Raw genomic sequence first — 14,160 nt, forward strand, 5'->3', positions numbered from 1 at the left:
GGATTAGTTTGAGAAGTGTGAAAAAATGATCATTTGAGGCACATTTCGCCCCGGGAGGCGGAAAACTAGGGACGGTAGGGCGGCGAGTCAAGAACCATGACGCCCATATACAGGGCGCAAAGAGCCGTGCTCGGGAGTCTGGACAGGACTAGGCATCCGCAAGCATTTCGAGCAGACGACCGAAGATGCGAGGGCCGTCGACACCTATGCCATTGTGCTCCCACTCGTTGGTGACCCAGAGTTGGAAATTCGGAAGGTGTTTGGAGGTTTCATCGGACCATTCGATGGGCACATACATGTCATCGTAATAGGAAATGGCGACCACGGGGACTTCGTTCTTGGCGAGTTGGTCCAAGTCATACAGCGGCCCCCAATCAGATTTCTCAGCGAGAATCTCGGCACATGCCTTCAGAGGCTGTAGTGCGGCGTAGTCGTCGAGCATCGATGGCGCGATCATTTCTCCGGTGAAAACAAAGCGACCTTCCGTTGCGTCCACTTCGGGGAATTCTTCACGCAGCTGTTCGGCAGCCCACTGAGTAGCGTAGCCTTCGGCGTAGATGGATTCATGAAGGATACAGAAAAGGGGATTACTCTCAAAGCCACTGCTCCGCTCGACTTGGCTGAGGAAATTGTAACTGAGCTCGGGGCCGCTGGCTCCATCGATGAAGGCTTCCTCCATCAGGTAATGGATGGTTTCGAAGCCACCACCCGCTCCAAAGGCCATGCCAAGCTGTTGGAACCGACGCGATGTTAGCCTGACGCCGCTAGGCAGCATGACTTCGTTTTCATCAAGATAGGTGGCTATTTTCCGCGCCAAGACCTCGTCTTGCGGATATCTGCGATAATAGGCATCATTTTTATCCAGCACGCGTTGGTAAGTCAGACGGTAGTTTTCTTCGATGCGACGTTTGATACAAGCCACGCCACCAGTGATAATGACTCCGGAAAGCCCCTCTGGATGTAAGGATAGATAGGTGAGCAGACAGAACCCACCATAGGACTGACCCGCACCTTTCCATTTTTTATCAGCGCCTAACAAAGTGTGTCGGATCGATTCCGCATCACGAACAATGTTATCCGCTCGGAAATGTGTCAGATATTGAGCCTGTTGCTCCGGACTGGAGAACTTAGCCAGTGTCTGTGGCAGAATACGCGAGCTGAGTCCGGTGCCCCGCTGATCGAGAAGCAAAAGACGGTGTCCTTTCAATACTTCGCCGATCCATCCAGCTTTTAGGTTTGGACGAGGCGACGCACAGCCAGGGCCTCCCTGAAAAAAGACCATCCAAGGAAGGTCCTTGTTGCTATCCTTATCCCGAAGACAAACTTCACGCGCGAAGACTTCGATAGTATCAGCGTCTTCTTGAGCGTAATCGAGAGGCAATTGGAACCTATGCTCCCGCAGGATCATACCATTAAGTTTCTGAGGTGAAGAGCAGTCGTGCGGTGAGATGAACGGAATCATGGAAGAAGCTCTTTTGACAGGAAAAGACTGTTTTTCAAGCCTGACAAAGTCTTGTTTCCGTAGAACCATGGTGCAGATGAAAATCCCAACCATTACTGGCGTCATCCGCCGCCGTGCCTTGCTGAATTATCGTGTCGATCCGGATGTAGTGACCGCGGTGCTGCCGGGAAATTTCCGACCTCATGTGGTCAATGGCAACGCGATAGCTGGTATCTGTTTGATCCGCTTGGAAAATATCCGACCGAAGGGTATGCCAGCCATGGTCGGAATATCGAGTGAGAACTCCGCGCACCGGATCGGCGTGGAGTGGGACGATGACGGTCAGGTGAAACACGGTGTCTTTGTGCCAAGGCGTGATACCGATTCACAACTCAACGCCCTGGCGGGTGGTCGTATTTTTCCGGGAGTGCATCATCTTTCCCAGTTTGATGTGATGGATGTAAATGGAAACGTGGCGATGACGGTGCAGGCGAAGGACTTTGATTCACCGCTGGTGAAGTTCACGGCGCACGAGGCTGATCAATTGCCAGACGATTCTGTATTTCATAGTCTGGCTGAGTCATCGGCTTTTTTTGAGCAAGGCTGCATCGGTTACTCATCTTGCCCCGGATCGAGAAAGTTAGATGGGCTTTTGTTGAAAACCGAAAAGTGGGAGGTAACTCCGCTAGATGTTCAGGCGATCCAGTCCGTTTACTTCGATGACCGGTCCATTTTCCCCGAGGGGTCGATCTCCTTCGACCATGGACTGCTAATGCGCGACATTCCACACGAGTGGCACTCGGAACCTGAAATGGAGGCGGCCGAGCGATGAGTATCTTTGATGTTTTTGGGTTTTTCTTTGTGGTCGGGCTTTACGTGGCACTGATCGTGTTAGGTTTTTACAGCTACCGTGCTGTGAAACGTAAACGGGTCAAACAGAGCTGTGTCCTGATCGCTGCGCTACTGTTTCACCTCTGGTTTATGGGCGTCGTGGTGCGTGTCTTGCCTGGATCGAACATATATTATGAGCGAAGTCAGATGCAGGCGATTACAGGTCACGCGTTTCGAATGCAGGAAATAGGAAGATCTGAACACTCAGACCGGGCATTCAACGGCGATGGGTTATCATTCGAAGTTTTCTCGATCCCAGACAGTGTGGCGAAGGAATTGAGAAAGCCGTCTAACACATTTTTCGAAGAATACCCAAAACGCGATCGCTACAGGGATCACTGGGAAGTGGAACACTGGAAAGAAACCATACCGCCAAAAGACGAAGACCAATACATCAGGTTCGCTAGACTTGCGTGTCAAAGTTCACGCAGCCAAGCCATGTTTCAGTCCTTGCTGGCTGAGAAGGGCAACTACTACAGCTACCTCTACTACATGCATGGATCTGGCGCGGATGCAAACGTCGGGAATATCGACTTCTTCATCATCTCACCCAGTCGCAAGATCCTGGTGATCATGAATGTGAACACATAATAGCGCGATTAAGCGAGAATGCCTTTGATCACTTGGGCTTTCTTCACGCCGGTTAGCTTCTGGTTCAGTCCTTGGAAAGGGACGGAGAGACGGTTGTGATCGTAGCCCATCATGTGCAGGAGGGTGGCGTGGAAATCGCGCACGTGCACGGGATCCTTGGTGACGGTGTAACCTAACATATCGGTTTCACCATAAGACAATCCTTTTTTGACACCGGCTCCAGCCATCCACATGGTGAAGGCATTGGGGTTGTGATCACGGCCCATGATGCTACTGCCACCGCGGTTCTCTTGCATCGGAGTGCGGCCGAACTCGCCGCCCCAGACGACTAAGGTGTCATCTAGGAGACCGCGTTGTTTGAGATCTGTTAGGAGAGCTGAAACTGGTTTGTCGGTCTGCTGGCACTTATTTTTGAATCCTTTGTCGAGAGCTTCGCTGGCGCTGGCGCCGTGAGAGTCCCAACCCCAGTCGTAGAGCTGCACGAAGCGCACATCGTTCTCGATTAGCTTACGCGCAAGCAGGCAGTTGTTAGCAAACGATTCCTTACCTGGCTGCGTGCCATACATCTCGTGAATGTGTTTTGGCTCGTTCTTGATATCCATCACTTCCGGCACCGATGTCTGCATCCGGAATGCCATTTCATACTGGGCGATGCGGGTAAGAGTTTCCGGATCACCGACCTCTTCGTAGGTCTTGCGGTTGATTTTTTTCAGGCTGTCGAGGGTGCGACGTCTGATCTCGCTGCTGACACCAGCTGGGTTGGCGGTATTAAGCACCGGAGAGCCGGTCGAGCGGCATTGCACACCCTGATAGACGGAGGGCAGGAATCCTGAGCCCCAGAGGGATTTACCAACTCGCGGCAGGCGACCTCCGGAGAGCAGCACCATGAAGCCGGGCAGGTTGTTATTCATCGAGCCGAGGCCCCAGCTGACCCATGAACCGATCGCCGGGTAGCCGAGGTTCTGGTTTCCTGTCTGGATCATTAGCTGCGCAGGGCCGTGGTTAAACTGATCGGTCTGCATGCTGTGGATGAAACAGAGATCGTCCACGTGTTTGGCGAGGTGGGGCATGCGGTCTGATACGTATGCGCCGCATTCGCCGTGTTGCTTGAATTTATAGAGTGGCCCTAACAGTTTGGGCGTTCCTTGGATGAAGGCGAAGCGTTGTCCCTCCAGATATTCCTGAGGGCATTCCTTGCCGTTGTATTTTTCGAGTTCCGGTTTGTAGTTAAACAGCTCCAGCTGGCTGGGCGCACCGATCATGTGAATGTAGATCACACGTTTCACCTTTGGCGCGAAGGTGGGGGCGATGGGTGTCAACGGTGCATTGGCATCGTGGGGAATGGAAAGAGGTCCACCGCCGGAGGCCATGGCCTTTTGTCCCTGCATCGCCATCCACATCGCGCCCATGCCAGTGGCGCAGTCGCGCATGAAGTGGCGGCGGGTGCTGTGCTGAAGTTCTTCGGCTTGGAGCTGTTGAAAAATATCCATGGGTTACTTGGTCAGTGTAGCATCGAGGTTGAGTAAAAGCGAGGCGAGGATTGTGTAAGCAGCCCCGTCTGCTGAGCCGGCCATGCCTTTCATCTGGCCCGGATTCGCAGCGTAGGTTTTTTCCATTTCTTTGAAACTGCTCACCAACTCCTTCAGCACGTCCGGACTTGGGCGTTGCGAAGTGACGATACGGTATCCGTAAGCGATTTTTTCCTCCAGAGTCCCTTCATGCTCGTATTTCATGCGTCTGGCTAGTCCTTGAGCGAACTCGGCGTAGGCTGCATCGTTAAGGGTTGTTAGGGCGGCAACAGGGGTGTTGCTGACGAGTCGGCGTTTGGAGCAGACTTCGCGTGTGGGTGTGTCAAAGGACATCAGAGCTGGGTAGGGGATGCTGCGTTTCCAATAGGTGTAGAGTGCTCTGCGGTAACGCTGTGGGTCGCCAATCTTTGGCGTGTTCCACTTATCGCCGCCTTGGAATGGTTTCCAGACACCGGGTGGAATGGGTGGGTAAGTGGGGTGACCGTAAAGATTGCGAGCAAGCAGGCCGGAGGTAGCGAGCCCCATGTCGCGCACCGCCTCGGCACGGAGTCGGCGACGTGGTGAGTAGGAAAGCCAGAGGTTGTCAGGGTCCTTGGCGCGTTTGGCGGCATCGGTGCGAGCGCTCTGCTGGTAGGTTTCTGATAGAACGATTTCACGTAGTAGAGCTTTCCGGCTCCATTTGAGCTCGGTCTGGAAGCGCACGGCAAGATCGTCTAACAACTTAGGGTGAGTTGGATTCATGCCGGATGATCCGAAGTCTTCCAAGGTCTCAACGATGCCACGTCCAAAGAGTTGCTGCCAGAAACGGTTCACTTCCACACGTGCAGTCAGTGGGTTTTCCGGCGAGGCCATCCAGCGCGCCATGTCCAGACGGTCGGGCTGGTTGCCGCGTGGTTTGAGTTTGGGAAATGCCGCAGGAGTATCGGCTTTTTTGATGAGTTCACCTTTTTCGAGCCAGTTGCCACGATCGAAGACGTGGGTGTTTCTTGCCAGTGTAGGGTCGCGCTGAGCCATCACGGGAATCGCGGGGCCGCGCACTCTGAGATAGGTGCCGTAGTTCTCGCGGTATTTTTTCTTGGCGGGCAGAGCAGCAGCACGCCAAGCATCCCAACGCGGGTCTGAGCTGAACTCGACCTTGAGACGGTGTGGAACCATGACAAAGGAGGCGTTGTAGAAGACATTGTGTTCCATGTGCAGAGTGACTTTGCTGCCAGGTTCTAAGATGACTGGCTTTTCTGGCACGAGCACGGCCCAGCGATCGTGAAATATTTTTGAGAACGGTCCCCAGCCGTTGGCTTTTTTACTCAGTGTCTGGTCAGGATCAGAACTTGATTCAGTGCTGTCTGGGATGATGTGGGTGAAGGGGATTTTCTGAACTTTTCCATCACTGCCGGTGACGTGTAGCTCAGCGTAGCTCAATACAGCTCCGTTTTCTGGTGAGCTGGCAGCCTTCTTCGGGTTCTTGGGCATCAGCGTGACACGCACGGCATCGATGCGATTGGTGTCTGCTGCAGGCCAAGTGACATTGAAGTGAGTGCCGCGCACGACGTTGCCAACGGTGTGGATTTCTTCGATGTCTCCATTCTTTACGACTTTGCTTTTGGTTCTGGTGGAGGTGACGGATGTGTTTTTCGTTCCCTGCCATGAAGCCCCAGAGATCGCTTTGTGACCGTAAGCATGGTAATCGTTCCGCGCCGTTTCATAGGCGACGAGCTTCTGATTGGCATCGCTGTATTGTTTGTGATCATTGGGGACTCTGAGAGTGGGCTGATGGTTGCTGACATCGTTGTCCTGATCGTTGTTGAAAAAGGCGGAAAACTTGTAGAATTCATCGTGCTCGATGGTGTCGTAGGGATGGCTGTGGCACTGAATGCAGCCGAACGTCTGTCCCTGCCAGACTTCCCAAGTGGTGTTGACCCGATCAATCACTGCGCCGACTCGGAACTCCTCGTCATCGGTCCCTCCTTCTTCGTTAGCTTGAGAAAGGCGGTGAAATACAGTAGCGATACGGTCATCATAGCTGGGCTTTTCTAACAAATCACCAGCCAGTTGTTTGATGGTGAATTGATCGTAGGGCATGTCGCTGTTGTATGCGCGGATCAACCAGTCTCGGTAAGGCCAGACGTCGCGTTTGCGGTCGGCTCCGAGGCCCTCACTATCGGCGTAGCGTGCAAGGTCCATCCATACGGATGCCCATCGTTCACCGTAGGCAGGGGAGGCTAACAGACGGTCAACCTCGGCTTCCCAAGCGGCTTTCGGATTTTCAGCGTTGGCTTTTTCAAAAGCATCAAGCTCGGCGATGGTTGGTGGGAGACCTGTTAGGTCGAAGCTCAATCGGCGGAGAAGTTCTGCAGGTGTGGCGCGTGGCGATGGCTCAAGGCCGTGCTTTTCCATTTGCGACAGGGTGAAGGCATCGACGCGATTGTGACCCCATTTCAATTTGTTGGTAGGTAGTTCTTGAGCTTTAGGAGCTTCGAATGCCCAGTGGACCTGCCATTCGGCACCTTGTTCGATCCATTTACGGATCAAATCGACCTGTTTCTGATCCAAGCGCGGTCCATGCTCCGGCGGTGGCATGAGGTCATCGGTATCATTGGTGGAAATCCGGCGCATCAGTTCGGATTTGTCCGGAGAACCAGGAACGATGACTGTTTTACCAGACTTACCTTTGCCCAAGGCCAGATGTCGGTAGATCAGGGAAATATCACCAGCCATTTTCACGCCACCATGGCAGGCAGTGCAATTTTCGTTCAAGATCGGACGGATATCATCATTGAAACTGATTTTATCCTCCTCAGCGTGGACCAAGGCACAGGTGAAGACAGCCGCTTGAGCAGCGGCTGCGATTAGATAACGAATACTGGGTTTGGGAAAAGGTATCATCGACAATGTTGCAGCAATATACACGATGCTGGAAAATTTCATTCTTTCATTTTGCGACAGTCATCTTGTCAAAACACAAAAAAACCTCCCGACCTGTGAGGGCTCGGGAGGTGAGAGGTGTGGTTGGGACCGACTACTTATGCGGGTGCTGTTTCAGCAGTTCCGCAGGGTTGAGAAGGTCCGGCTTACCGAGGAGTTCGGCACGGATCTTTTTCACGTCGGCGGGTTTTACGGCGCTGGCTTTGTTGCCAAAGCTGTTACGGACGTAGGTAAGCACCGCGGCCATTTCCTTGTCGTCGAGCAGGCCTTCGAAAGGTGTCATGGCTCCGACGTAATCTTTATCGAGCACCTTGATCGGGCCGGTGATGCCTTTCAGGGTGAGCTTGATCAAACGATCCGGGTCTTGCGTAGCCCACTTGGTTTTAGCAATAGGTGGGAAGTTTGCTGCTGGGAGACCTTTGCCGTCTGCCTGGTGGCAGGTGGCGCAGTGAGCCTCGCGGTGGTAAACTTCGTGGCCGATTTTGTAGAGCTTCTTCTCATCCTTGGAAAGATGCTTGGGGATTCTCAGTTTCACTACGTCAGTTTCAGTAGCTGTATGGTTCAGGGCACCTCGTGCGACTTTGACGGAGTTCTTCATCCAGCCGTCGATACCTGCTTTTTCAGCAGCATCGAGCACGGCGAGACCTTCAGATTTTCCGATCCATGAAGCAGCGGCGATGGCCTCCAGGCGAACGCGACCGTGTGAATCGCTGGCAGCTGTTTTCAGCAGTTCAGCTTGATTGGCGATCAGGTGACCATTGTAGCGCACTGCACGCACTGCGGCGGCACGGACTTTATGATCTTTCGATTTCAACAGCTGGTTGAGCAGCTCCTCGTCGATGGCATCGTGACCCCAAGTGACCCAGAGGGCTTCTAGCAAGTGATGCTCGTAGTTGGCATCTGACTTGTCCAGACCGGCGGTCCATTTCTTGATCGCTGCAAGCACCTCCTTGGTGTCGCGGCCACGGAGTTCGCGGCGGGTGCGGTAGCGGGTGCGGTCTTCGTGAAGCTTCAGGTTTTCCAGAAGTTCATCGATGGATGCTCCGTCGATCTTAGCGGGCTTCACCAATGGGCGTGATGGGTAGGTGATGCGGTAGATGCGGCCGTGCACGTGATCGCGGTGCGGGTCACGGGCGTTGTGCTGCATGTGGCCGATCAGGACGTTGCTCCAGTCGATGACATAAAGCGATCCGTCAGGGGCGAATTCAAGGTCGACAGGGCGGAAGTTGCCCTCGGAAGATTTGAGCAAATCTTGGCGGAAGCTGGTCTTGTAGCCGGTGCCGTCCTCTTCAACTTTGTGTTGCTTGGTTCCGAGGAAGCCGATGTTGTTGTTAATCAGTATATCTCCCTGAACGTCATCGGGGAAATGGCGGCTGGAAATAATCTCAAGCCCAGAGGTGGGGCGTACTTTCTGAGATGTCAGCAAGTCTTTCGAGGCGCTCATGCCTTGGCCATACATGGGCTTCACGGTGCCGGGCATCATCCAGTTCAATGTAGTTCCTGATGTGTAGAGGAAGAAGTTTTGCCCCCACTTATCAAAGGCGATTCCCCATGGGTTGGGGATGTTCAGCTGGGCTGTGCGCTCGAGGTGACGACGCTTGGGATTGTAACGGAAGAAACCGCCGTTGGTTCCGCGCTGTGGTCCGTAAACGGTTTCCACATTGGAGTGAAGGAAGACACCTTCGCCCATGTAGATGGCACCGGATGGGTCTGCACAGAATGCGGAGATCGCGTGGTGGGTATCGTGATCGTCAAAGCCACTGGCGAGGTAGGTTTTCTTGTCTGCCTTGCCATCTTTGTTTGTGTCCTCAAGCAGGATCAGAGAGTCGGCCTGGGAAACGTAGACACCTTCGGGAGCGAGCTCGAAGCCGATGCTGAGGTGAAGTTGGTCATAGAAGACAGTTTGCTTGTCGGCTTTGCCATCGTTGTTTGTGTCTTCGAAAATGAGCAGTTTGTCCTGTGGTTTTGGATCGCCTGGCTTCCAGTGTGGGTAGGAAGGCATGCATGCTACCCATAGACGGCCTTTGTTATCGAAGGACATCTGCACAGGGTTGGCAAGATCTGGGAACTGCTTTTCATCAGCGAAGAGTTCGATTTTATAACCCTTTGGAACGCTGAGTTTTTTGATGGTTTCCTGTCCGGAGAGGTAATCAGGGTTGCCGTTTTTGTTAGACGGCTTGAAGTTCGTAGGTACTTTGGGGAGTTTGTGAGTCTTGGCGTCGGCTGTGGCCAGATCGGAAGTTTCTCCCTTGAGCGCGCGCCAGACTGCCCAGTCGCGGATCTCCACCATTTCGGCGAGTTTCTTTAGTTCGTCTGGGTAGTTCTGTGGGCCGTATGGCTTGTAGCGGCGACCGTAAACGTGGACACCGTTAGGGATTTTATAGAGGTTGTGCCAAACGAAGTTCTTTTCAACGACTGCGTCGTGCACGAGCTTTGCGTGCTTGGTGTCGGCTTCAGTTTTGCCGTAGAGGTCATCGGCGAGGCGAGTGGCGAGCCATTTGTAGCCTTTGTCGTTGAGCAATGCACCGTCGACGGTGAGAGGCTCTTTGCTGGCGTCCATGACGGCCTTGGAAGGGGAGAAGGCATCGACGAAAAGAACATTCTTTTCAGCGCAAACCTCTTTCATGGCCTGGGTGTAAAGCGCCAGGTTTTCGTTCTGGGCTTCACCTGTGGGGGTGTGGAGTGTCTCGGAAAGATCTTGAACGGCGGTGGGAGAAACGATCGCGAGTTGGGGTGCGTTTTTTCCGTCGTATTTCTGATTCAGGGTGTGATCGATGAAAGCGGCGAGTTCCTTTTTGTAACGGTCAACATCCGCAGCTCCGCCGAAAGATGAGTTAAAACCGAAGAAAGCGATGACAGTGTCCGCTTTCAGCCGAGTCAGCCACTGGTCCGGAGTTTCATAGTGACCTTGAGCACCGGTCTTGCGCTGGTATTCCGCAGGCACCAAGTCTTTGGCGCCAGGGAATGCATACTGGCCATCGTAGCCACGGCCGGGCTGAGGGCGAAAGCCTGGGGTGTTTCCCTCGTCCGCGATGTTGCGGATGGTGAGTTTTTTGTCGGGGTTACGCAGTTGAAGTTCAGTCTCGAAGTGGCTGAACTTGACCATGCGCGATGCCATGCCGGCACCGAGAATGACGATGTGTCCGTCTTGTTTTGCTTCAAGCGCTGCAGCTTCGCCTTTCGGCCCTTGTGCACCGGCTGGCTCAGCCTCGGCAGGGATGAAGTCGGCTGGCTTCATGTTTTTCTTGAATGTTTTGAAGCCGTAGAAGGTGGGCTTGTAAGAAGCTGGCACGGAGACCTCTGCTTTCTCAGGAACTTCCAATTCGAGTCCCCAGAAACAGGCGTTGGTGACTAGACGGCGAAGGTTCTCATCGTCGAGATCACTGGCAGCACCCATGGTGGTGTTGAAAATACGATTGGTTTTACCTGACTCGTTCTTGTGAAGGTTCGTCCAGGCAATTGGTTGCATGGGTTCGTTTTTCTTGCCTTCGAGAACTTCCGAATCTGGTTCAAGAGTTTTGGTCACTGCGCCACGCAGGAGCACGGTGACATCCTTGGGTGGTCTTGCCGTGTAGACATCGGACTCAGCGAAGATGGTTCCGACGCCATTGAGGATCTTATGTCCTTTATTCGCTTCCTCCACCACAGAGCGGCATCCTTCCACCTTGTGTTTACCGTGGTGAGCGATCCAAGTCATGCCGAAAAGGTGCTGGCCGAAGCCGCCTTTCCAACCTGTCTCTTTGCTGGCATTGAACGAGTATTTCGCCCACTTGCTTTTCTTATCAAATTTGAATCCGTGGTTCGATGTGCGGAGAGTGACGAATGGCACGCCGCGCTTGTAGGCTGCATCAAATTTTTCCATGGCATCATCTCCCCAGCCGCGGAAACGGATGGATGTAACGATGAGGTCAGCGCTATCGAGTGATTCAGGGTGTGACAGGCTTTTCTGATTGTTAGGATCGACTTCACCTTTGTCATTCAGTGAAAATAGCACGCTGCATTTGAATCCGTGGTGCTTGGAAAGCATTTGGCCGAGCATCGGCATGGCTTCTTCCGAGCGGTATTCTTCATCACCGGCGATCAGCACGATGTGTTTACCTTTGCCTGGTCCTTCGCCGCCCTCGAAGACGAGGTGGTCGGCTGGTTGTGCCGCATAAACAGACGCTGCTGTGAGCGCTGTTGCGGTGAATAAACTGATGATTGGTTTCATAATGGGATAGTTTCTAGATGCGTGTCTGGGTGATGGATTCTTTCAAATTTGACAGAGATTAGATGACTCGGTCGTTACCGCCGTCAATAGGAATTTGAGCCCCTGTGGTGGCTTTGAACGCCGGGCCGGCAACGGTGCTGACCATGAGGGCGATGTCGGTGGACTTGATCTCGGTGCGCAGGAGGTTTTTGGTTTTGTATTCCTGCACGGTCATGCCGTAGCGATCGGCGGATTTTTTCAAAGCTTCCTCGGTCCAGATTTCGGTGTCGAAAACGGCGTCGGGGTGAAGGGTGTTGACGCGCACTCCGAAGGGGGCGAGTTCGAGGGCGGCTACGCGAGCGAGCTGGGTGACACCGGCTTTGGTGACTGAGTAAGCGGCTGCGCCAGGGCCGGGTGCGCTGAAGTTACGAGAACCGATGATGATGATCGAGGCATCGATGCCTTCTTTCAGGTAGGGGATGGAAAAGCGGAGAAAGCGCTGCGTCGCAGTGAGGTTAATCTTCATGTGCAGGTCCCAGCTGTCGCCTAACACTTCGATGTATTCGCCGGATTTGAAAATGCCGGCATTGGCGACAACGATGTCGAGACCACCGTGATCGGCGACGACTTTATCAACGGCGGCTTCGAGTGCGGCATCATCGGTGATGTCACAAACAACTCCGCTGAGGCCTTCGCCTTTCAAGTTTTCAGAGATGGCAGGATTGATATCCATGCCGATGACGATGGCACCGTCTGCGTGGAGTTTTTCCGCAGTGGCCCGGCCAATGCCGCCGCAAGCGCCGGTGACGATGGCGACTTTACCAGCGTGGGGTTTCAGGGGATCAGACTGATCGGCGGAGAAGCTGGCTTTGCGAGCTTGGGCTTTTTCTATGAGTTCTTGGGACATGGTAAAATGGGGTGGGGGGTTAGTTATTGATGGATGTCTGCATCTCTTGGATATTTGCGGCTGGATCGTTGCCGTCGAAAATAGCCGAGCCGGTGACGATGAGGTCAGATTGCATTTTTGCGAGTTCGCCGACGTTGTCTTTTTTGACCGCTCCGTCGATGGCGAGAACGAGTTCAGGTTTGGCGGCGCGGAGTTGGGTGATACGTTCGGCGACTACATCGAAGTAGGTTTGTTTACCAGTATCAGGCCCGATGGAAAGTAGGAAAACCACATCGCAGAGATCGAGGTGAGGCAAAAGCTCCTCGATGGGTGTGGTGGGGTAAATGCCGGCACTGGCCAGACAGCCCGCTTCGCGAATGCTGGTGAGAGTGGCGGAGATGTCATCGCATTGCTCGATCTGCACGGTGATGATGTCAGCACCGGCGGCGGCAAAATCGGCCACGTGCTTTTCCGGATGGGAAGTGAGCAGGTGGACGTCTTTGATGAGGTCGGTTTTCAAACCAGCGAGAAAGCCGGAGCCGACGGAAATTTTTGGCCACACAGTGCCGTCCATGACGTCAAGATGCAGGAAATGGATTCCGTTGTCGTTGAGGATCTGGATGTCGTTAGCCTGATGCATCATGTCACCTGTTAGGGTTCCGATGCTCAGCTGAGGTGCTCCGCTGGTGACGGACTTCAGGCGGTCGAGTTTTTCTGTGTGGCTCATAGTAGGGAAAATGGATCCGGCCGATCAAAACGACCGGCCGGATCTATAAGTTGTTAGGCTTCGTTCTTCACGGTGTTGAAGAGGTCGAATGCCTCGGCAGGTTTGGCGTTGTTGTGCACAACTTCCTTGACTGCTTTCATCATCGCGAGGGGTGCCTCGGACTGGAATACGTTACGTCCCATGTCGACACCGGAGGCACCGCACTGGATGGCGTTGTAGCAAAGCTCAAGGGCTTCAAGCTCAGGGAGCTTCTTACCACCGGCGATGACCACAGGAACTGGGCAAGCTGCCACTACGTTCTCGAAGCCTTCAGTGTAGTAAGTTTTCACGATGGAAGCACCGTTCTCAGCGCAAACACGTGAAGCGAGGCCGAAGTAACGTGCGTCACGAGCCATGTCCTTACCGACGGCGGTAACACCCATCACTGGGATGCCATACTTGTTTCCAATGTCAACCAGGCGGCTGAAGTTGGCGATGGTGGAAGCCTCGGTGTCGGCGTCACCAATGGAGAGCATTGCCGCCATGGCGGAAACGTTCATGCTGATGGCGTCCTGCTCGGCGATGAGCACGTTGTGGTTCATCTCGGTGAGGATGGTGGTGCCGGTATCGGTGCGCAAGCAGATCGGCTGAGTGTTCTCAGGTGGAATGCTGGTGCGGATCATACCGCGGCAACCCATCAAGCAGTCAGCTTCCTCGGCGAGAGGAGCGATGTTGAGATCGATACGCTCAAGACCTGAAGTTGGTCCCATGAGGAATCCGTGGTCGAAAGCAAGCATCACGGTGCGTCCGGACTTGCGGTTGAAGATACGTGACATGCGGTTCTTGATGCCCCATGAAGCATGGTTCATGCCTTTGAGGTAGAATGCGCTTGTGTCTGCGGGTGTGTTGAGACCGAAGTTGTCTCCGTCTCTGATGTCGTCTAGGTCAGCCATAGTATTAGTTGGTTTTTAGTTTTGTAGTTAGGTTGGTTTTTCTTGGAAAGAA

At 53.7% G+C, this 14,160-nt stretch carries 9 protein-coding genes; 2 read left to right on the top strand and 7 right to left on the bottom strand.

Annotated features, from left to right (window positions below):
* Positions 1-148 precede the first annotated feature (148 nt).
* Entirely contained in the window at positions 149-1,531 is a 1,383-nt protein-coding gene (locus ACSPJT_RS01020; RefSeq protein WP_435894515.1) for an alpha/beta fold hydrolase, read from the bottom strand.
* A 7-nt stretch (positions 1,532-1,538) separates the two neighbouring features.
* Between ACSPJT_RS01020 and ACSPJT_RS01025 the strand changes: the two genes are divergently transcribed.
* Both ACSPJT_RS01025 and ACSPJT_RS01030 read left to right on the top strand, forming a co-directional pair.
* Positions 1,539-2,273 (top strand): DUF2071 domain-containing protein, encoded by a 735-nt coding sequence (locus tag ACSPJT_RS01025; RefSeq protein WP_435894516.1) that lies wholly within the window; start codon positions 1,539-1,541, stop codon positions 2,271-2,273.
* Positions 2,270-2,923, top strand: a complete 654-nt coding sequence (locus ACSPJT_RS01030; RefSeq protein ID WP_435894517.1) for a hypothetical protein — start codon at positions 2,270-2,272, stop codon at positions 2,921-2,923. Before ACSPJT_RS01025 ends, ACSPJT_RS01030 begins: the two co-directional genes overlap by 4 nt.
* A gap of 8 nt (positions 2,924-2,931) precedes the next feature.
* On the opposite strand, the gene ACSPJT_RS01035 is transcribed toward ACSPJT_RS01030, so the two are convergent.
* The 6 genes from ACSPJT_RS01035 to lsrF all read right to left on the bottom strand — a co-directional run bounded on the left by ACSPJT_RS01035 (position 2,932) and on the right by lsrF (position 14,108).
* Entirely contained in the window at positions 2,932-4,413 is a 1,482-nt protein-coding gene (locus ACSPJT_RS01035) for a DUF1501 domain-containing protein (RefSeq protein WP_435894518.1), read from the bottom strand.
* Between the two features lie 3 nt (positions 4,414-4,416).
* Positions 4,417-7,377 (bottom strand): PSD1 and planctomycete cytochrome C domain-containing protein, encoded by a 2,961-nt coding sequence (locus ACSPJT_RS01040; protein ID WP_435894519.1) that lies wholly within the window; start codon positions 7,375-7,377, stop codon positions 4,417-4,419.
* A 91-nt stretch (positions 7,378-7,468) separates the two neighbouring features.
* A complete protein-coding gene (locus ACSPJT_RS01045) occupies positions 7,469-11,584 on the bottom strand; it encodes a PVC-type heme-binding CxxCH protein (RefSeq protein WP_435894520.1) in 4,116 nt (1,371 codons plus the stop codon).
* A 58-nt stretch (positions 11,585-11,642) separates the two neighbouring features.
* The gene (locus tag ACSPJT_RS01050; protein WP_435894521.1) at positions 11,643-12,470 is read right to left on the bottom strand and encodes an SDR family oxidoreductase; all 828 of its coding nucleotides are present in this window, start codon (positions 12,468-12,470) and stop codon (positions 11,643-11,645) included.
* A 19-nt stretch (positions 12,471-12,489) separates the two neighbouring features.
* Positions 12,490-13,176: a ribulose-phosphate 3-epimerase gene (locus ACSPJT_RS01055; RefSeq protein ID WP_435894522.1), complete on the bottom strand. Its 687-nt coding sequence runs from the start codon at positions 13,174-13,176 to the stop codon at positions 12,490-12,492.
* 53 nt (positions 13,177-13,229) lie between these two features.
* The gene (gene lsrF, locus ACSPJT_RS01060; protein WP_435894523.1) at positions 13,230-14,108 is read right to left on the bottom strand and encodes a 3-hydroxy-5-phosphonooxypentane-2,4-dione thiolase; all 879 of its coding nucleotides are present in this window, start codon (positions 14,106-14,108) and stop codon (positions 13,230-13,232) included.
* Positions 14,109-14,160 lie beyond the last annotated feature (52 nt).

Source organism: Oceaniferula spumae (assembly GCF_042849255.1).
GTDB lineage: Bacteria > Verrucomicrobiota > Verrucomicrobiia > Verrucomicrobiales > Akkermansiaceae > Oceaniferula > Oceaniferula spumae.

What these genes read in the sequence shown, in the direction of transcription:
- ACSPJT_RS01020 (WP_435894515.1), bottom strand. Translation starts at nt 1,531, where the DNA reads ATGGTTCTACGGAAACAAGACTTTGTCAGGCTTGAAAAACAGTCTTTT.
- ACSPJT_RS01025 (WP_435894516.1), top strand. Translation starts at nt 1,539, where the DNA reads ATGAAAATCCCAACCATTACTGGCGTCATCCGCCGCCGTGCCTTGCTG.
- ACSPJT_RS01030 (WP_435894517.1), top strand. Translation starts at nt 2,270, where the DNA reads ATGAGTATCTTTGATGTTTTTGGGTTTTTCTTTGTGGTCGGGCTTTAC.
- ACSPJT_RS01035 (WP_435894518.1), bottom strand. Translation starts at nt 4,413, where the DNA reads ATGGATATTTTTCAACAGCTCCAAGCCGAAGAACTTCAGCACAGCACC.
- ACSPJT_RS01040 (WP_435894519.1), bottom strand. Translation starts at nt 7,377, where the DNA reads ATGAAATTTTCCAGCATCGTGTATATTGCTGCAACATTGTCGATGATA.
- ACSPJT_RS01045 (WP_435894520.1), bottom strand. Translation starts at nt 11,584, where the DNA reads ATGAAACCAATCATCAGTTTATTCACCGCAACAGCGCTCACAGCAGCG.
- ACSPJT_RS01050 (WP_435894521.1), bottom strand. Translation starts at nt 12,470, where the DNA reads ATGTCCCAAGAACTCATAGAAAAAGCCCAAGCTCGCAAAGCCAGCTTC.
- ACSPJT_RS01055 (WP_435894522.1), bottom strand. Translation starts at nt 13,176, where the DNA reads ATGAGCCACACAGAAAAACTCGACCGCCTGAAGTCCGTCACCAGCGGA.
- lsrF (WP_435894523.1), bottom strand. Translation starts at nt 14,108, where the DNA reads ATGGCTGACCTAGACGACATCAGAGACGGAGACAACTTCGGTCTCAAC.